Below are 17,704 nucleotides of genomic sequence, written 5' to 3'. Positions count from 1 at the left end.
CCGACCGGGACGGCGTGATCGGCGCGGCATCGAACATGCCGCGACAGGTCGAGCGTCAGCGGCGGGCCCAGGTGTACGTGCCGGCGATGACGCGGTCGCCGACGCGGAGGGTGCCAGCGGTGTCGACCCAGATGAGTTGACCCGGGTCGAAGAACCAGGCTGAGGTCGTCACGCCGGGAAGCGTGATCACCTCCAGCGAGCTGCCGGCTTCGTCGCCGTTGTTGTTGCCGTAGTCGTCGATCGTGCCGCTCAGCACGGTGTCGGTGCCGACCTCGTGCACGGCGATCTCACCGTCTCGGGCGACACCGGCGAACACCAGGTCGTCGAAATCGTTGGTGAGGCCGAATGGCAGGCTGGACTCGATGGTCAACACACCTTCGGTGTGGTCGAGTGTCGACAACATCCACACGCTGCCGGCCCGGCCGATCGCCGCGATCGAATCGTCGTCGATCCAAACGAGATCCTGGAGGTCGCCGGCTTCGGCGGGCATCCTCAGGTTGGTGAACCTGTCGGTCGCTGCATCGATCACGACCACGGCGCGGCCGTCGCCGACGATCGAGGCGCTCATCGAACCGTCGAGGTTCAGAGCGGGGGCGTATCCGTAGCCGTCGAAGACGAGATCGGGTTCACCCATCTGATCGGTGGGCGGCACGATGTCGGCGGGCATTGGAAGGTCGTCGATCGGGGAGGTCACGATCTGGCCGACGATGGGGGAGCAGCAGCGACTCAGCACGACACGGTCCTCGGCCAGCGAGTAGGCGACGCGGTGCGCCCCGTTCGGGCCGTCGCCGATCGTCGACTCGGCCACCGCCGGACCGTCGAAGATCAACGTCGGGTTGGCATCGTCGGCGTCGAAGAACACCGCATCGCCATCGGTGGTGATCGCCACGAGTGGACGAGTCGACTCGTTGGTCGCAGCCTCCGACTCGGGGTGCGGCGAGATCGGATCGGTCTCGTCTGCTGCCGGTTCGGCGAGTTCGGCGAGGGCGTAGGCCTGGTCCTCGAGGTCTCGAAGTACGGCCCGGCCGTCGGGCAGGACGTGCAGGATGCTGCCGGGTGACTGGCCGACATCGACCGTGCCATCGGGATCGAGATAGATCGGCAAGGACGAGTCTCCGCCGCTGTGGAGCGGTTCGAAGTCGTAGAGCACTCGGCCGTCGGCGAGTTCGTACAGCAGTGGCATGCCTCGCGGTCCGGCCTCGCGGTCGGGGAACGCCCACGACCGGGTGTCGTCGCCGCGCTGTGCCGTGATGGTCAACGTCTGGTCGATGAACTTGGTGCTGAAGAACGTGTCGTCGTCGTTGGTGATCTCGTTGCCGTCCCGGTCGACCCACGGGATCACGACCTCGGCGTCAGGTGCCGGCCGGACCGTGTCGGGACCGCAGCAACCGACTTGAACGAACCCGTCACGCGTCGGCACCTGTTCGGTGTCGCCCGAGAAGTCGAGGCCGACATCGAACTCGATGATCTGGCGACCGGCCTCGGAGCCCGTGATCTCGAACGCTCCCATGCGAGCCGTCTCGCTCTCATCGCGTCGGGTGTACCAGACGTACGCGATGTCGCCCGGGCCCACATCGACCAGGAACGCGCTGCTTGCATCGAAATTGCCGAGGAGTCCAGTGGCGTCGACCGAGGTCGCAGTGTCGTCGTAGATCGTGAAAGTCGGCGGGCCAGCCTCGCCGCCGTCGTTGCCGATCTGCACCAAACGACCGTCGGCGAGATGATCGAACGTGCACACTCGGAAGCCGCCGCATTCGAGTGGGATCGACTCGCCGACGATGGGCGAGACGCCGCCATCCACGACGGTGGTCGTCGGCGCCTGAATGGTCGTCGATGGTTGTGTCGACGGCGCGACCGTGGTCGCAGGCTGGTCGGGGGTGGTCGATGCCGGGAGCGACAGCGGCGTGTCGACAACGGGCGCCGTTGGGTCGGACGCTGCATCGAACGTGGCGATGCGCTCGTTGTCCCGGTCGCGTCCGATCGCGGTGGCGACGACGACTCCTCCGGCAACCAAGGCGACCGCGCTGACCGCGCCGACGATCGTGCGTCGGCGCCGTCGCATAGCGTTCGCTCGTTCCGCCACAGCGGCGAAGTGATGGCTGTTTGCGGACGGGGGCGAGGCGTCGTGGAGTTCGTCGAACATGTCCGTTCCTCTCAACTCGTGGTCGGGTTCAGATCGAAGGCGGTTGGATCGTCGAGGAGTTCACGCAGCTTCGCCAGCCCTCGAGATGTCGCGCTCTTGACCGTGCCGGGCGAGCACTTCAACGCGGTCGCCGTGTCGGCTTCGGAGAGATCGAGCAGATGTCTCAGTACCACCGCCTCGCGCTGACGGCGGGGGAGTGCGCGCAACGCACGGACCAGATCGTTGCGCTGCCGGACGATGGCGAGCGGATGCGTCGGGTCGGTCAGCGAAGGATCGCCGAATCGGATGATCTCGTCGTCGGGCCAACTTCCCCTCAGCGTCCGGCTGCGTCTACGCCACCGATCGATCGCCGCGTTGGTGGCGACCCGCGCCGTCCACGGGATCGGGTGATGCCCCACGCGGTGCCACCGGACCAGCGCCTTCGCCAACGTGTCTTGAGCACAGTCCTCGGCGTCGCCGCGCTCGCCGAGCACGGCATAGGCGGCGCGGTAGGCCACACCGAACATCTCGTCGAAGCGAGCGACGTAGTCCTCGGGGGCCTGCACGCTTGGAGGACGTACGAGATGCTCGAAAGGTTGCCCGTACGGACGGGATTCTTCGATCGGCCGCGTCACGGTCGGCTCAGCTCGTTGGATCTGGACAGGTGCACGGACGCGCGCACCGAGAGATCAGGTGAGAACGAGATCGCCCTGCGGGGTGGCGATCGTGGCGGTGAGACCCGAGTCGCCCTCGGTGACCGGAAGGTCGAGAGCGAGCGCGGTGAGCACCGATCTGACGGTGGCGATGTCGGCGGTGGCGCCGTCCAGACGCTCGAGTCGCAGCCCGGACGGTGCCGTGTCGGCCGGATGGGTGGTGTCGCCCCAGTCGATCAGAAACGGGATCACGCCATCGTGCGTCAGCGGCGGAAGCGTGAGACGCCACCGCAACGTGTCGCCGCCTGGGGGAGTGCGGTTCATGCTGACGATGTCGCCGGGGTCGGAGCCCGAGTAGGCCGCCGCAGCCGCGAGCGACTCGATCGTCTCGCCACGCCCGGGGCGGACAGCGAACGTGACGAGCCTCGGCTCCATGTCGAGAACCACGCCGAACGGTCTCCCGGACTCGGGTTCGGGCTGTCGTGGGTCGGGACCGATGATCTCGAGGTAGGAGTCACCGAACGAGGCGAGGGCATTGCGCGTCCCGCGGTTCGGGTGCGAGCCCCCGATCGCCGGTCGGACACCGGTCGTCAACTCGAACCAGTCGATGCTGGCATCGAGATCTGATACCGCGTACACGAGGTGATCGATGACAGCCATGCCCCATCATCTCACTACGTTCTCCTGCATGAGTGAAACAGAGTTCGCGAACCGGGTAGCGATCGTCACGGGATCATCGAGTGGCATCGGCGAAGAGACCGCCCGTCGGCTCTCCGCCCTCGGCGCAACCGTCGTGGTGAACTCGGCGACGTCGGTCGAAGCCGGGCAGTTGATCTCCGACCAACTCCCCGGTGAATCGACCTACATCCAGGCCGACATCTCCGACCAGGAACAAGGCCACGCGCTGATCGATCAGACCATCGAGAAGTACGGCCAACTCGACTTCTTGATCAACAACGCCGGGTGGACCACCTCGGTTCCGCACGACAAGCTCGACGACCTGACCGACGAGATCTTCCAGAAGACCTTCGACGTCAACGTGTTCGGTACGTGGTGGCTCACGAAGCGTGCGATCCCGCACCTGTTCGAGTCCGACGATCCGGCCATCGTGAACATCACCTCGATCGCCGGTGTCCGCCCCGTCGGATCATCGATGGCCTACTCGATGTCGAAAGCAGCGCTCAACCAGATGACGCAGTTGCTCGCGAAGTCGTATGGCCCGATCCGCGTCAACGCCGTGGCTCCTGGCCTGGTAGCGACGCCGTGGACCGCCGACTGGGACGAGATGCACGCCGCCGTGGCCAAGATGGCGGCGATCCCACGCTCGGCGACCGCCGACGACTGCGCCGAAGCCGTGCTCGCACTGCTGCGCAACAAGTACACCAGCGGCGAGATCTTCGTCGTCGACGGCGCCCTCACGCTCCGTAGCTGAAGTTGATTACATCGCTCCCGGAGCGATGTAATCAACTTGGTCATTTCCATCCGGGATGGAGATGACCAGGTCGGGTCAGGCGGCCGAGCCGAGGCCCGACTTCTCGAGGACGTGGATGCCGCAGGCCGAGCCGAGTCCGATCACGTGCGCCATGCCGACCTTGGCGCCCTCGATCTGACGAGGACCGGCCTCACCACGCAGGTGATGGCACACCTCCCAGATGTTGGCGATACCGGTCGCCGAGATCGGGTGACCCTTCGACTGCAACCCGCCCGACACGTTGACCGGCGTCGAACCGTCACGCCAGGTCGCACCCGAGTTGAAGAAGTCGACCGCTCCGCCCTCCTCGCACAACATCAGGTTGTCGTAGTGGACGAGCTCGGCGGTGGCGAAGCAGTCGTGCAACTCCACGAGATCCATGTCGGCCGGGCCCACGCCCGACAGTTCGTACGCCTGCTTCGCGGCGTTGCGGGTCAGCGTGTTGACGTTCGGAAGCACCTGGCACGCCTCCTCGTACGGATCGGACGTGAGGATCGACGCCGACACCTTGATCGCCCGACGCTGCTGTTCGAGCGACAGCGTGCGCAGCTTCTCGCCGCTCACCACCACCGCAGCGGCGGCACCGTCACAGTTGGCCGAACACATCGGCCGCGTGTTCGGGTAGGCGATCATCATGTCGCCCATGATCTGCTCCAGCGACATCGCCTTCGTGTAGGCCGCCAACGGGTTCAACGTCGAATGCGAATGGTTCTTCTCGCTGATGCGAGCGAACAACTCGAAGTCGGCACGCGACCCCTCGCCGCCGTACTTGTGGTCGTACTCCGTGCCGATCTGCGCGAACAGCGCCGGCATCGTCGCGCTCCCGATACGACCGTCGACGCCGGTCACCGCGCCCACCCGGCCCTTCGGTTCCCACTCGTGCTTCTCGGACGCCGATGCGTTGCCACCGCCACCGAGGAGGCCGGCACCCGCCAGCTTCTCCACGCCGACCGCCAAGCCCATGTCGCACTCGCCGGCCTTGATCGCCATGATCGCCGTCCGCAACGCCGTCGCCCCCGTGGCACACGCGTTCGACACGTTGTACACCGGGATGCCGGTCTGCCCGACCTGCTTCTGCAGCTCCTGGCCGATGCCACCCGAACCCATCAGGTTGCCCGCTGCGAGGATGCCGATGTCGGCCATCGACACGCCACCATCGGCGAGCGCAGCCATCATCGCCTCCGCGCCGAGATCGACGACGTCCTTGTCGAAGTGCTTGCCGAACTTCGTCATGTTGATACCGAGAATGAAGATGTCCATGATCATTTGTCTCGCCTCACCTCGGTCGCGTGGTGGAACCGTCTGATCGGCGAGACGCCAGCCTTGGTCGCTGGCGCTCCCGGCGGCGGCCGCGAGTCGATGTGAGTGTGAGTTCCTTTCGTGGTGTTTGGTCTCGCCTCACCTCGAGTCGGTGCGGTCAGCGTCTGATCGGCGAGACGCCAGCCTTGGTCGCTGGCGCTCCCGGCGGCGGCCGCGAGTCGATGTGAGTGTGAGTTCCTTTCGGGTCTGAGATGCTGGTGTCGTCAGGTGTGAGTTGTCGGGAGAAGAACGCGCCGCAGGGAACGCAGGGAGGCCGAGCGAAGCGAGATGCCGACCGCACGAAGTGTCATGGCTCGAAGCCGTAGCCGATGGCTTCGACGCCGTTGTCGTCGGTGCCGAGCGAGTAGGTGGCGAGGCGAACCTTCATGCCGGTCTGGATGTTCGCCGGGTCGGGATCGACGTTGATGATGTTGCCCTTGACGCTCGTGCCGTCGCAGTCGACGACCGACGCAACGAACGGCACCGGCACACCGGGCGCCGCGAACGCCACGATCGTGAACGCCGTCACCGTGCCCTCCCGAGCGATCGGCACCGTCGTGAACTCCGTCGCGAAACAGGCGGCACACGCATTGCGCCGACCGAAGAAGCGAGCGCCACACGACGTGCACTCCTCGGCAACGAGGTACGGGTCACCGTCGTCGAGCACCAAGTAGTCGACGTGCGGGATCTTCGAGGCGAGCGCGGCATCGGACATGGATGTCACGCTAGTCAGCCGGTGACGGCCGCTTCCGATCCGGGTCGCCGCCCGAGCCGCAGGTTGGCCGTGACCACCGCCGTCGCCACCACGCACACACCGGTCACCGTGCACAAGGCGGTCGTCGTCGACGTCAGGTTGCCGAGCCCCGTGATCACGAGCGGCATCGACATGCCCGAATAGGCCGCCAGATAGAAGGTCGCGCTCAGCGAGCCGCGGTTCGACTCGTCAGCGATCTCCTCGGTGATCGCCAACCCGCTGCCCATCAACACGCCCGACGCCGAACCGAGCAGGATCGCCGCGCCTGGCACGAGCCACCACGCACCGGTCGTGAACGAGACGATGCCGATGCCGTACCCGACGATTCCCATGACCAACGCGACCGGGATCGCCCGGCGCGGGTCGCCGACCCGCTCGACGATCGGCCGGGCGAGCAGCACGACCACCGCCGTCAGCGTGCCGTTGGCTCCCGCCAGCAGTACTTCGGATCCGTCGATCGCATCACGCAGGATCACCGGGAACAGGGCGAAGCTGACCGACGGAAACCCGAACACCCAGATCGCGGCCGGGGCCAGCACGCCGAAGAACTCGGGGCGGGCCGGCACCGGGATACCCAGGCGAGGTCGCAGCGCGACGCCGGGATCACCGGGCTTCGTCTCTGGCACCGGCCACATCAACGCGATCGCAGCCACGCAGGCGGCAGCGTGGATCACGTACGGCCAGACGAGCGCGCCGCCGACGAAGCGATCCCACAGCGCCGAGGTGATCGGCCCGAACCCGAAGCCGACATAGATCACGACGGTCGTCATCGTCGCCAACCGCAAGCGCCGGTCGCGCATCGCAGCCGCCGTCTCGCCATCGGTGCCGCCCATCGACGCGAACGATGTGGCGGCGACCTCGTTGAGCCACGCCGTGCCGACCGACAACATGGCGCCGCTCACGGCTCCGAGCAGGAACCGCCCGGCGAGGAGGGTGGCGAACGAGTCCTGTCCGCCGATGAGCACGAGCGAACCGGCGGCTGACAGCACGGTCGACGGCAACACGAGCGGACGACGACCGAACCGGTCGGACAGCCTCCCGGCGAACAACAGCGCGAGCAGGATCCCGACCACGTACACGCAGAAGATCGCGACCGCTTCGCTGTTCGACAGGTCGAGCCGGTCCTGGTAGCGGAGGATCAAGGGCGTCGAGACGTTGGTTCCCCACGCCACCGCGAACAAGCCGGCGGCGAGTCGTCGCACGTCGCCGCTCACCACCTCACTCTGCCACGCTGATCACTGCGGCAGCGTCGTCGGGCCGACACCGGTGGAGCGACGGCGCGCGTCGATGTTCAGTGAGTCGCCACGCAGAACTCGTTGCCTTCGGGGTCGGTCAGCGTGGTCCACCGGACGCCCCACTCGTCCTTGTCGTGCACGACGCTCGCGCCGAGCCCGACGAGCCGTTCGACTTCCGCGGCGCGGTCCTCGGCATCGAGATCGAGGTGCGTGCGATTCTTCACCGTCTTGCCTTCGGGCACCTTGATGAACATGAAGGCCGGTGCTCCGGGCGTCGGGTTCGTCCGCCCGATCGAGGCGAAGAAGATGCCGGTGCCTCCGTCGTCGGGATCGACCGGGCGTCCGAGTGCTTCGGCCCAGAAGGCGGCGAGGGTCTGTGCGTTCTCGCAGTCGAAGGTGATGGCGGCGATGCCGAGGCTCATGGTGATGGTGCTTTCTCGTGTGGTGCTCGAGTCGAGCGGGTTGGGAACGATGGGTCAGGCGGATGCCGAACCCGGAACGATGGGCCAGCAGATCTCGGTGCGGAGCTGTTCGGGCGGGAGCAGTTCGTGCGTGTCCGGGTCGGTGCTCACCACGTAGTGCTCGCGGACCGGGAGGTCGGCCGACGTCGCGTGGCGCGCCACCCACGCGCCGAGGAGACGGTAGGTGTCGCCGATCGTGTCGTAGCCGCCGATGTGCGTTGCGACGGCGCACGTCGCCGCCGGGATCAGTGTCAGGACGACGCCGGTGTCGTGCACGCCGCTCGGGATCGGTATCGGCGCCGCGATCGGGACGTAGGCCTCGACCGGCTCCTGGTCGGTGTCGACCGCTGCCGGATAGCGCGCCGAACCCGACCCGGTCGGGATCGCCCCACTCATGTCGACGGCGGCGAACAGAGCGGCGTAGGCACCGTCGAGGAACGTCGCGTAGTCGCTCTCGTCGACGAACCCCGAGAACGCGAGCGCATGGGTCGCCGCCTCGTCGCGCACGTGGACCGGTGTGTGGAGCGACGGTCGATCGATCGCTTCCTGGAGTTCGTCGACGATGCGCGTCACCTCGTCGAGGCGGCGGCGCATGTCGGCTTCGTGTTCGGCGATCACCTTCTTCGTCACGTCGGGATCGCGGGCCCCGACGATCTCGGCGATGTCACGCAGCGGCACGTCGAGATCGCGCAGCCGCTTGATGATGACGGCGTCGGCCAGTTGTGAGACCCGGTACGACCGGTATCCCGACGACGGGTCGACCGAGTCGGGCACCAGCAGACCTTGCTCGTGGTACGAGCGCAGCGCTTTGACCGACACGAGCGACGCTCGCGAGAACATGCCGATCGACATGAGCGGATCGGTGTCGTCGAGATGTCGGTCGGAGTTCGGTGTTGCGGCGGGCACGTGACCCAGCTTTCACCCTCCCCCTGGGGGAGAGTCAAGGCCCCGTTCGCGACGATCTGTTGGAGCCGGGCTTCAGGCGGACGGTGCGAGTTCGACGAGCCAGGCGGGCAGCCGCGTCGGTCGCCCGGCGGTGGTGGTGCAGCCGTGCACGGTGGCCCCACTCGTCCGCACCTCACCGTCGACGGTGATCAGGTAGTTCATCTGGAACGTCGCTCGCGTCGCTGCAGCCAGGTGGAGGTGGACGGTCATCACGTCGTCGAACCGGCACGGCTGGCGATACGTCACGAACGACTCGAGCACCGGCGACTCCAACCCGTCGTCACGCCACTGGGTGAACGGGTGGCCGATGTGAGCCAGGTACGCGACACGCGATTCCTCGAAGTACGCGAGGTAGTTCGAGTGGTGCACGATGCCCATCGCATCGGTCTCGACGAAGCGCACCCGGATCTGATGCGTGAACTCGTAGTCGTTCGGGTCGGTCGTTGGTTCGACGGAAAGACGCACGCTGCGAGTCTGGCGCACTTGCTTGAATGATGTCGTGACCCCGGCGATCCAACTGCTCGACGACCACGGCCTGCGTTACGAGGTGCACGAGTACGAGCGTGGTGACGAACTCCGCGACTTCGGACGCGAAGCCGCCGAGGCACTCGGGCTTCCGTTCGACCAGGTCTTCAAGACGCTGCTCGTCGACGTCGAGGGCGGCACGCACGGCGATCGAGTCGTCGTGGTCGTCATCCCGGTGAGCTGCATGGTGTCGATGAAACTCGTCGCCGCTGCGGCCGGCGCCAAGAAGGCGTCGATGTGCGACCCGGCGGTCGCCGAGCGCATCACCGGCTACGTCGTCGGTGGGATCAGCCCGCTCGGTCAACGCAAACGGCTCCCGACGATCCTGGACGAGACGGTCGAACTCTTCGACACGGTCTACGTGAGCGGCGGAAAACGCGGACTCGACATCGGCGTCGCACCCACCGACCTCGCCAGCCTCCTCGACGCCACCATCGCCCCCATCACCGCCTGACCAACCACAGTTGATGACATCGCTCCCGGAGCGATGTCATCAACTTCGGCATTGCCGGACGGTCGTGTCAGCGGGCGGGATGGCGGAGCAGTGCCTCGATGCGGGCGACTCGCGTGCGGGCAGGAGGGTGACTCGCTGCGATCCGAGCCCGCCACCCGATCGGACGCGGCACATGAGCACCCGCCAGGACCCGCCGCAACGCGCTCGCCAACTCCCGACCGAATCCCATCGCCACCGCACGCTGATCGGCCTCGAACTCGGCTTCGTGACCGACGATGTTGGCCAGCGCGTCGGCCGCACGCAGCCCGGCCGTGAAGATCCACGACGCGCCGCGCATCAACGACGCCACGACCGTGCTCGCCGCGTCGACCAACGGCGACCGCTCCCCGAAGCTCCGTGACGCCGCCACCGCGACGTTCTCGAGGTAGAACCCGACCCGAGCGAGCAGCAGCGGGGGAGCGGAGAGCCAGTGTCCGATCGTGATCGACACGGTGTGCAGACCGAGATGATGGCTGATCTCGTGCGCCAGCACGCCCTGCAACTCGGCTCGCGACAACCGCTCGATCGCGAACGTGGTCACCACCACCAGATGGCCACCGCACGCGAACGCGTTCAACTCGTCGGAATCGACGATCCTGACCACGTAGCGATCGGGCGACAGTGAATTGGCCTCGGCGATCGCCGTCCAGAGCGGCTCGATGGTGTCGGCTTCGCTCGGCGTCGGACGCCTCGCACCCAGCAGGGGAGTGAGGACCGACACCTGGAACGGACGGATGAACAACAACGACCCCAGCGCGGCGAACACCAGCACGACCCACCGAAACGCAAGCGGGGTGAGCCATCCCACCGGCAGCCACATCACGTACAACGCGAGCAACGAGAAGGGCACCATCGCCAGCACCGGAACGATCGCCCACACCGCGCTCCGTTCGACCTTGCGGCCTCGCGGCGTCACAGAGGTCGCCGAGCGGGCCATGACCAGCCAGGATAGGAACTTCTGCGGGCCGGAATGCCCGAAATGTGGCACGCCAGAAGATTCAAGTTCTGATCTGCATCGGTCGATACACCCTCAACGGGTGCGTTTGTGGGTTGGATGAACGCGAAACTCCCGACAGGGATCAGAACAGGACTCGAGTGCACGACCAGATGACAGATCAGGGCAAGGTACGCCAACTCCTCGACGACGCTGCCGCACAGCGAGCCACCGATCCGATGGCCGCCCGGAAGCTCGCGCTCGACGCTCGCGTGGTCGCACGCGCGTCGGGACTCGACGCCGAAGAAGCCGAAGCGCTGTACCAACTCGCCTCCATCTGCCACCAGCACGGCCAGACCGACGACGCCTTCGCCATGGCATCCGAAGCCGTGTCGCTCGTCGACGACGCCGAACCCTCACTCACCCTCGCCTGGTCACTCCACCTCATCGGCGTCGTCCACTACCAAGCCAGCAACTTCGCCGCTGCCCTCGAACAGTGCCTGCAAGCGATACAGGTGTACCGAGCCACCGGCGACCAGATCAACGAAGGCAAGATCCTCCACACGATCGCCGCGATCTACCAATCGATGGGCGACTACGACCGAGCCATCACGACCTACGAGAACGCGCTCGCCATCAATGAACCCCTCGGCCGCCGCGACCTCGACGCAATGGTCATGGGCAACCTCGCCCGCATCCGCGGCCGCCGAGGCGAGTACCTCCCCGCCGTCAGCCTTGGACGCAAAGCCGTCGAACTCGCACGCGAACACGCACCGCACCTCGTCGGCGGACTCCTCGCCGATCTCGCCGAGGCCTACGTCGGCGTCGCCGACCACGCCAGCGCCGCGCTCTGCTTCGCCGAGGCTCGAGCCGACTGGGAATACCGGACCGCCGGTGGCGCCGAACTCGCCCCGACCGAACAACTCGGGGTGCTCGTCTCGGAAGGCCGAGTCGCACTCCGCAGCGGCCAGATCGACGAAGCGATCGCCGCACTGTCGGCCGCACTCGACCTCGCCGACCGCACCGACATGCGCGAGAGCGAACTCGAGATCCACGATCACCTCGCCACCGCCTACAAACAGGCCGGCCGCTTCACCGAAGCACTCGAACACCGCGAACGACACTTCGCCCTCCACCGCGAGATCTTCACCGACGCCGCCGACCTCCGCCTCCGCACGCTGCAGGTCGCCCACGACAACCAGACCGCCCGGCACCGCGCCGAGATCACCCGCCTCCAGACCACCGAACTGATCGCCACGTTCGCCGCCGACCACGCCGACGCCGACGCCTACCACCTCGAAGCATTCGAACGCCTCGCCGCCCTCGCCGAGTTCCGCGGCGGCAACACCACCAAACACACCGACGGCGTCGGCGACCTCGCCGCCGAGATCGGCCACGCCATCGGCCAACCACCCGAATGGTGCGAACGACTCCGCCTCGCCGCCCGACTCCACGACATCGGCAAGGTCGCCATCGCCGACAACGTGCTCCTCAAGCCCGGCCCGCTCACCATCGAAGAATTCGACCAGGTCAAACAGCACACCGTGCTCGGCAAACGCCTCCTGTCCGGCGTGTCGACCGACCTCTTCCAACTCGCCGCCGAAGCCGCCTGGACCCACCACGAATGGTGGGACGGCACCGGCTACCCCAACGGACTCTCCGGATCGTCGATCGCCCTCTCCGGCCGCATCGTCGCCATCGCCGACGTGTTCGACTCGCTCTCGACCCGCCGCATCTACAAACGCGAATGGGACCTCGAAGAAGCCGTCAAATTCGTCGCATCCGGAAGCGGCGCCCAATTCGAACCCGCACTCGTCGACGCCTTCGTCAAGGTCATGGTCGCCCGCAACCCCACCCTGCGCGCCGAAGAGATGTACTGAGCCGTCATGCTTTTCAGCGGCTCATTGCAGGCCCTGTGGTTGCGGACCGTTGATCGCCGCTGAGCCAGGCTTGGTCGCTGGCGCTCCCGGCGCCGGCCGCGACGCACTTCGGCGGCTCATCGTCATGCTTTTCAGCGGCTCACCGCGGGCCCTGTGGTTTGCTGATTGTTGATCGCCGCTGAGCCAGGCTTGGTCGCTGGCGCTCCCTGCGCCGGCCGCGACGCACTTCAGCGGCTCATCGCGGGCTCTGTGGTTGCGGACCGTTGATCGCGCTGAGCCAGGCTCTGCAACCTGGTTATTTCCATCCGGGATGGGAATCACCAGGTCGTTCTCGGCTCGGGGGGTGCGCGCCGCCGATCTACACTCCCGACGATGGGGACGACGCGCGAGGAACGGATCGAGACGCGCACCAGGAACGAGAAATGGCAGAACGCGCCACTGCGCATCGAGATGCTCGAATGCATCAACTGCGATGCCTGCCTGCGCCACTGCCCTCCGAACTTCGGCGCCATCTTCAACCACGGCGCCGACGTCGTCATCATCCCGGAGCTCTGCAGCGGATGCGACAAGTGCCTTCCCGCGTGCCCCGTCGACTGCATCTACCCCGACCCCGACTGGCAGCCCGCCAACGTCCCCGACGACTGGTGGACCCTTCCGCTCTCGTCGCACGACCCCTACTGAGACGGGCCGGTGCGTCGAGCTGTGACGGATCGTTGACGAGATGTTGAAATCGTGAAGATCTCGGAACGTCTCGATGGCGATGCCCGGTGACCGGAACGGTCCTTGTAGACAATGGGGATGAGTGACCAAACCGTGATGGAAGGGTGTGAACCGTTTTCGCACGTCGGCAACGGACCGGTCGGAGTGCTCGTCCTCCACGGCTTCACCGGCAACCCCTCCTCGATGACCACGCAGGCCACCGCATTCGCCGCGGCCGATCTCCACGTCGAACAACCCCGGCTCCCCGGACACGGCACCACGCTCGCCGACATGCAGACCACCGACTGGTCCGACTGGTCGGGGGAAGCCGCCGCCGCGTACGACCGGCTCGCCGAGCGCGCCGAGCAGATCGTCGTCATCGGCCTGAGCATGGGCGGCACGCTCACCCTCTGGACCGGACTGCAACGGCTCGACGACCCGCGCCTGCGCGGACTCATCTGCGTCAACGCGGCCACCATGCCGCAGCCCGCCGACGTCGTCGAGATGGTGCAGGAGATGATCGACGAAGGAAACGAGGTCATGCCCGGCATCGGCTCCGACATCGCCGACCCCGACGTCGTCGAGATCGCCTACGAGGGCACACCGCTGCGTCAACTGCTGTCGCTCACCAACGACGGGCTCGCGCCCATCGCCGACCGCTACGGCGAACTGCAAATGCCGATCCTGATCTTCTCGTCGACCGACGACCACGTCGTCCCGGCAGACAACAGCGCACACCTCCGAGACACCGCCGGCGGCCCCGTCGAGTTCGTCACGCTCGAACGCAGCTACCACGTCGCCACCCAGGACTACGACCGCGACCTCATCAGCGAGCGCAGTCTCGAATTCATCGAACGAGTCACCGACTGATGATGACGTCGCTCGTCGCCTCGATCCCCAGCCCGTCGTTCAACTCGATCGACCTCGGGCCGCTCAGCCTCAACATCTACGGCCTGATGATCGCGCTCGGCGTCGTCGCCGCTGTCGCGCTCATGGGTCGGCGGTTCGTCGACCGTGGCGTCGGCACCACCGACGACGCGAGTTCGATCGCGATCTGGGCCGTCATCGCCGGCGTCATCGGCGCCCGGCTCTACCACGTCGCCACCGACTGGGAACGCTTCGAGAACAACTACCAGAACATCCCGAAGCTCTGGGAAGGCGGCCTCGGCATCCCCGGCGGACTGCTGTTCGGCATCCCCGTCGGGCTCTACCTCGCTCGTGAGAAGGGCGTCGGCATCGCAGCGGCGGCCACGTGCGCCGCGCCGGCCATCCCGCTCGCGCAAGCGATCGGCCGCCTCGGCAACTACTTCAACCAAGAGCTCTACGGGCGGGCGACCGACCTGCCGTGGGCGCTCGAGATCGACGCCGACCACCTCGTCCGCAACCCGGCCACCGGCGAGTTCTTCGAGCTCGGCACCACGTTCCATCCGACATTCCTCTACGAACTCCTGTGGAGTCTCGGCATCGTCGCCGTCCTGCTCTTCATCGACCGTCGCCGAGCGAACGGCGAACGCCCACCCGCCAACGGCTCACTCATGGGTCTCTACCTCGCCGGGTACGGACTCGGTCGATTCTGGGTCGAAGGGCTGCGCGTCGACCCGGCCGACGAGATCGGCCCGTTCCGCTGGAACCAGTGGGTCGCCCTCGCCGGCATCGTCGGCGGTCTCGCCCTGTGGGCCGCGTTGCGCAACCGTCCCGCCGCCGAGCGCCCAGCTGCCGACGACGATCCGCTCGACGACGACCGCCACGAACAACTCGACCTCAGCGACGTCGTGAGCGTCCCCGCCGACAGCGACGCGGACGACTCCGCTTCGACCACCGACGACTGACCGACGACGATCACGCCGCTCCCGGAGCGACGTCATCGACCAGTCCAGACCTGTTCGACCTGTCGAGGCTTGTCGAGGCGTCGCGGACCGGCTGGCGTGGTGTCAAACGTCGGTAGCGTGCTGGCGTCAACGTGGACAGGGGAGTCATGTCGAAGATCGTTCGTCTGGTGCAAGAGCACGCCGAAGTCGTCGTCGACGTGTCGACCGGTGCGCCGAACATCGTCCACTGGGGAGCGCCACTCGGTGACCACGCCGACGCCGACGCGATCGCTCGGGCGCTCGACCGGCCGGTCGTGCACGGCAGCCTCGACACGGTCGCGCCGATCACGGTGGTGCCCGAGCACGGGTCGGGCTTCCCCGGTCGTCCCGGACTGAACGGACGACGAGGGGGCGGCCGCTCGTGGGCCCCCAGGTTCGTCACGCAGACCCACTCGCACATCGGCAACACCGTCATCGTCGACGCCATCGACGAGGTCGCCGGACTCGCGCTGACCACCAACATCACCCTCGACCACGCCCTCCGGGTCAACGTCACGCTCGAGAACATCGGCGACCGTCGCTACTCGCTCGACTCGCTCGTCGTCACCGTGCCGCTCCCCGAACACGCCGATGAACTCCTCACGTTCGACGGCCGGTGGGCGCGCGAGTTCCATCCCGTCCGCCGAGACTGGACCAGCGGGTCGATGCTCGTGGAGAACCGGCGCGGTCGAACGTCGCACGAGGCGGTGCCGACCGTGTTCGCCGGTCGGCGCGGGTTCGGCGAGTGGCACGGTGACGTGTGGGGCGTCCACGTCGCCTGGTCGGGCAACCACCAGCTGTACGCCGAACGGCTGCCCGACGGTCGGCGATACGTCCAAGGCGGCGAGCTGCTCCACCCGGGCGAAGTCGTGCTCGAACCCGGCGACACCTACACCACACCCGACGTCGTCGGCGTCCACTCGCCCGACGGGCTCACGGCCGCCACATGGGGCTACCACCGCTCGATCCGCAGCCTCCGTGTGCATCCCACCACGCCGCGGCCCGTGCTGCTCAACACGTGGGAAGCGGTCTACTTCGACCACGACATCGACAGACTCCGCGCACTCGCGTCGACCGCTGCCGACCTCGGCATCGAACGCTTCGTCCTCGACGACGGTTGGTTCGGTTCACGCCGCGACGACCGCAGCGGGCTCGGCGACTGGTTCGTCTCCGACGACGTGTACCCCGACGGGCTCGGCCCGCTCATCGATCACGTCACCGGACTCGGCATGGAGTTCGGCATCTGGGTCGAACCCGAGATGGTCAACCCCGACAGCGACCTCTTCCGCGACCATCCCGACTGGGCGCTGGTCACGCCCGACTACGAGCCGGTGCTCGGCCGGCGGCAACTCGTGCTCGATCTCGCCAACCCTGCCGCCTTCGATCACGTCCTGGGACAACTCGACGCACTCCTGCGGGACCATCGCATCTCGTTCGTCAAATGGGACATGAACCGCGACCACGTCCACGGCTCGGGAGTCGACGGCGCAGCAGGATCGCGGGCGCAGACGCTGGCGGTGTACCGGCTCGTCGACGAGCTTCGTACCCGCCATCCGACGGTCGAGATCGAATCGTGTGCGAGCGGTGGCGGGCGGATCGACCACGAGATCCTTCGCCGCACCGAGCGAGTCTGGACGAGCGACTGCAACGACGCGCTCGAACGCCAGACCATCCAGCGTGGTGCCTCGATGCTGATCCCGCCCGAGGTGATGGGCGCCCACATCGGCCCGCCGAGGGCGCACACCACCGGGCGCACACAGACGCTGTCGTTCCGGGCGGCGACCGCGATGTTCGGTCACCTCGGCGTCGAATGGGACATCACCCGCTTGTCGGATGACGAGTCGGCGGGTCTGCGGTCGGTCATCGCGATGTACAAGGAGTACCGCGGGCTGCTGCACAGCGGTGACGTCGTCCGCTTCGACACCGACGAGGGATACGTCGCACACGGTGTGTACGCGCCCGATCGCTCGGAGGGCATCGTGTCGTTCGCCCAACTCACCACCACGCAGAGCCTGATGTCGCCGCCGTTGCGGCTGCCCGGCCTCGACGCCGAGGAGTCGTATCGCGTCGAGCATCTTCGACTCCCGCGCGAACGCTGGGGGAGCGCCGGCGCCCAGCCCGGGTGGTTGGCGGACAAGGGTGGCGTCGTGCTCACCGGACGACAGTTGGCCACCCACGGCATCCGACCTCCGACCCTGCACCCGGAGTCGGCCGTGCTCTTCACCCTGACCAGGCTGTAGTCGCTGCGCATCGGTCGCTCGGAGGCCGGTCGCCTCGGGCCTTCGCTCGCGTTGCTCGACCCGACGCGGCCAAGACTGGATGTTGGCATCTCCTGCCGCGCGGAATCTGTTCGATGAGTCGGTGCGTCTGATCTAGCTTGCGGGAG

At 67.0% G+C, this 17,704-nt stretch carries 17 protein-coding genes; 7 read left to right on the top strand and 10 right to left on the bottom strand.

Annotation, left to right across the window (positions count from 1 at the left end):
- Positions 1-55: 55 nt before the first annotated feature.
- The 3 genes from YM304_RS17065 to YM304_RS17055 all read right to left on the bottom strand — a co-directional run bounded on the left by YM304_RS17065 (position 56) and on the right by YM304_RS17055 (position 3,435).
- The gene (locus YM304_RS17065) at positions 56-2,143 is read right to left on the bottom strand and encodes a hypothetical protein (RefSeq protein ID WP_041298393.1); all 2,088 of its coding nucleotides are present in this window, start codon (positions 2,141-2,143) and stop codon (positions 56-58) included.
- 11 nt (positions 2,144-2,154) lie between these two features.
- The gene (locus YM304_RS17060) at positions 2,155-2,688 is read right to left on the bottom strand and encodes a SigE family RNA polymerase sigma factor (RefSeq protein WP_083908437.1); all 534 of its coding nucleotides are present in this window, start codon (positions 2,686-2,688) and stop codon (positions 2,155-2,157) included.
- A gap of 123 nt (positions 2,689-2,811) precedes the next feature.
- Positions 2,812-3,435 carry a VOC family protein gene (locus YM304_RS17055; protein ID WP_015442963.1) on the bottom strand — a complete coding sequence of 208 codons (624 nt, stop codon included), beginning with the start codon at positions 3,433-3,435 and terminating at the stop codon, positions 2,812-2,814.
- A 28-nt stretch (positions 3,436-3,463) separates the two neighbouring features.
- On the opposite strand from YM304_RS17055, the gene YM304_RS17050 reads away from it, so the two are divergent.
- On the top strand, positions 3,464-4,207 hold the full coding sequence (locus tag YM304_RS17050; RefSeq protein ID WP_015442962.1) for an SDR family NAD(P)-dependent oxidoreductase: 744 nt from the start codon (positions 3,464-3,466) through the stop codon (positions 4,205-4,207).
- A 75-nt stretch (positions 4,208-4,282) separates the two neighbouring features.
- Here YM304_RS17050 and YM304_RS17045 read toward each other — a convergent pair whose 3' ends face one another.
- From YM304_RS17045 to YM304_RS17020, 6 genes are all read right to left on the bottom strand, one after another.
- The gene (locus tag YM304_RS17045) at positions 4,283-5,512 is read right to left on the bottom strand and encodes a thiolase family protein (RefSeq protein WP_015442961.1); all 1,230 of its coding nucleotides are present in this window, start codon (positions 5,510-5,512) and stop codon (positions 4,283-4,285) included.
- Positions 5,513-5,852: 340 nt separating this feature from the next.
- On the bottom strand, positions 5,853-6,260 hold the full coding sequence (locus tag YM304_RS17040) for a Zn-ribbon domain-containing OB-fold protein (protein ID WP_015442960.1): 408 nt from the start codon (positions 6,258-6,260) through the stop codon (positions 5,853-5,855).
- Between the two features lie 14 nt (positions 6,261-6,274).
- Positions 6,275-7,513 carry an MFS transporter gene (locus tag YM304_RS17035; protein ID WP_162142102.1) on the bottom strand — a complete coding sequence of 413 codons (1,239 nt, stop codon included), beginning with the start codon at positions 7,511-7,513 and terminating at the stop codon, positions 6,275-6,277.
- Between the two features lie 77 nt (positions 7,514-7,590).
- The gene (locus YM304_RS17030) at positions 7,591-7,956 is read right to left on the bottom strand and encodes a VOC family protein (protein WP_015442958.1); all 366 of its coding nucleotides are present in this window, start codon (positions 7,954-7,956) and stop codon (positions 7,591-7,593) included.
- A 54-nt stretch (positions 7,957-8,010) separates the two neighbouring features.
- Positions 8,011-8,901, bottom strand: a complete 891-nt coding sequence (locus tag YM304_RS17025) for a MerR family transcriptional regulator (RefSeq protein ID WP_015442957.1) — start codon at positions 8,899-8,901, stop codon at positions 8,011-8,013.
- Positions 8,902-8,973: 72 nt separating this feature from the next.
- Positions 8,974-9,405: an acyl-CoA thioesterase gene (locus tag YM304_RS17020; protein ID WP_015442956.1), complete on the bottom strand. Its 432-nt coding sequence runs from the start codon at positions 9,403-9,405 to the stop codon at positions 8,974-8,976.
- Positions 9,406-9,439: 34 nt separating this feature from the next.
- On the opposite strand from YM304_RS17020, the gene ybaK reads away from it, so the two are divergent.
- Complete coding sequence (ybaK, locus tag YM304_RS17015; protein WP_015442955.1) at positions 9,440-9,919, top strand: Cys-tRNA(Pro) deacylase; 480 nt, start codon at positions 9,440-9,442, stop codon at positions 9,917-9,919.
- Positions 9,920-9,986: 67 nt separating this feature from the next.
- Here the strand turns inward: ybaK and YM304_RS22940 are convergent, their stop codons facing one another.
- Positions 9,987-10,895, bottom strand: a complete 909-nt coding sequence (locus YM304_RS22940) for a M48 family metalloprotease (RefSeq protein ID WP_083908436.1) — start codon at positions 10,893-10,895, stop codon at positions 9,987-9,989.
- Positions 10,896-11,065: 170 nt separating this feature from the next.
- Here YM304_RS22940 and YM304_RS24165 point away from each other — a divergent pair, with 170 nt between their 5' ends.
- The 5 genes from YM304_RS24165 (at position 11,066) to YM304_RS16985 (ending at position 17,558) form a co-directional block, all read left to right on the top strand.
- Positions 11,066-12,772: a tetratricopeptide repeat protein gene (locus YM304_RS24165; protein ID WP_154723517.1), complete on the top strand. Its 1,707-nt coding sequence runs from the start codon at positions 11,066-11,068 to the stop codon at positions 12,770-12,772.
- A gap of 372 nt (positions 12,773-13,144) precedes the next feature.
- Positions 13,145-13,453: a 4Fe-4S dicluster-binding protein gene (locus YM304_RS17000; protein ID WP_015442951.1), complete on the top strand. Its 309-nt coding sequence runs from the start codon at positions 13,145-13,147 to the stop codon at positions 13,451-13,453.
- 117 nt (positions 13,454-13,570) lie between these two features.
- A complete protein-coding gene (locus tag YM304_RS16995) occupies positions 13,571-14,341 on the top strand; it encodes an alpha/beta hydrolase (RefSeq protein WP_041300440.1) in 771 nt (256 codons plus the stop codon).
- Positions 14,341-15,300: a prolipoprotein diacylglyceryl transferase gene (lgt, locus tag YM304_RS16990; protein ID WP_015442949.1), complete on the top strand. Its 960-nt coding sequence runs from the start codon at positions 14,341-14,343 to the stop codon at positions 15,298-15,300. Before YM304_RS16995 ends, lgt begins: the two co-directional genes overlap by 1 nt.
- Before the next feature lie 146 nt (positions 15,301-15,446).
- The gene (locus tag YM304_RS16985; protein WP_041298392.1) at positions 15,447-17,558 is read left to right on the top strand and encodes an alpha-galactosidase; all 2,112 of its coding nucleotides are present in this window, start codon (positions 15,447-15,449) and stop codon (positions 17,556-17,558) included.
- Positions 17,559-17,704 lie beyond the last annotated feature (146 nt).

Source organism: Ilumatobacter coccineus YM16-304, from assembly GCF_000348785.1.
GTDB lineage: Bacteria > Actinomycetota > Acidimicrobiia > Acidimicrobiales > Ilumatobacteraceae > Ilumatobacter_A > Ilumatobacter_A coccineus.
Note: the sequence above shows the minus strand (reverse complement) of the source record. Positions and strands in the feature narration are given on the sequence as shown.

What these genes read in the sequence shown, in the direction of transcription:
- YM304_RS17065 (WP_041298393.1), bottom strand. Translation starts at nt 2,143, where the DNA reads ATGTTCGACGAACTCCACGACGCCTCGCCCCCGTCCGCAAACAGCCAT.
- YM304_RS17055 (WP_015442963.1), bottom strand. Translation starts at nt 3,435, where the DNA reads ATGGCTGTCATCGATCACCTCGTGTACGCGGTATCAGATCTCGATGCC.
- YM304_RS17050 (WP_015442962.1), top strand. Translation starts at nt 3,464, where the DNA reads ATGAGTGAAACAGAGTTCGCGAACCGGGTAGCGATCGTCACGGGATCA.
- YM304_RS17045 (WP_015442961.1), bottom strand. Translation starts at nt 5,512, where the DNA reads ATGATCATGGACATCTTCATTCTCGGTATCAACATGACGAAGTTCGGC.
- YM304_RS17040 (WP_015442960.1), bottom strand. Translation starts at nt 6,260, where the DNA reads ATGTCCGATGCCGCGCTCGCCTCGAAGATCCCGCACGTCGACTACTTG.
- YM304_RS17030 (WP_015442958.1), bottom strand. Translation starts at nt 7,956, where the DNA reads ATGAGCCTCGGCATCGCCGCCATCACCTTCGACTGCGAGAACGCACAG.
- YM304_RS22940 (WP_083908436.1), bottom strand. Translation starts at nt 10,895, where the DNA reads ATGGCCCGCTCGGCGACCTCTGTGACGCCGCGAGGCCGCAAGGTCGAA.
- YM304_RS24165 (WP_154723517.1), top strand. Translation starts at nt 11,066, where the DNA reads ATGACAGATCAGGGCAAGGTACGCCAACTCCTCGACGACGCTGCCGCA.
- YM304_RS17000 (WP_015442951.1), top strand. Translation starts at nt 13,145, where the DNA reads ATGGGGACGACGCGCGAGGAACGGATCGAGACGCGCACCAGGAACGAG.
- YM304_RS16995 (WP_041300440.1), top strand. Translation starts at nt 13,571, where the DNA reads ATGAGTGACCAAACCGTGATGGAAGGGTGTGAACCGTTTTCGCACGTC.
- lgt (WP_015442949.1), top strand. Translation starts at nt 14,341, where the DNA reads ATGATGACGTCGCTCGTCGCCTCGATCCCCAGCCCGTCGTTCAACTCG.
- YM304_RS16985 (WP_041298392.1), top strand. Translation starts at nt 15,447, where the DNA reads ATGTCGAAGATCGTTCGTCTGGTGCAAGAGCACGCCGAAGTCGTCGTC.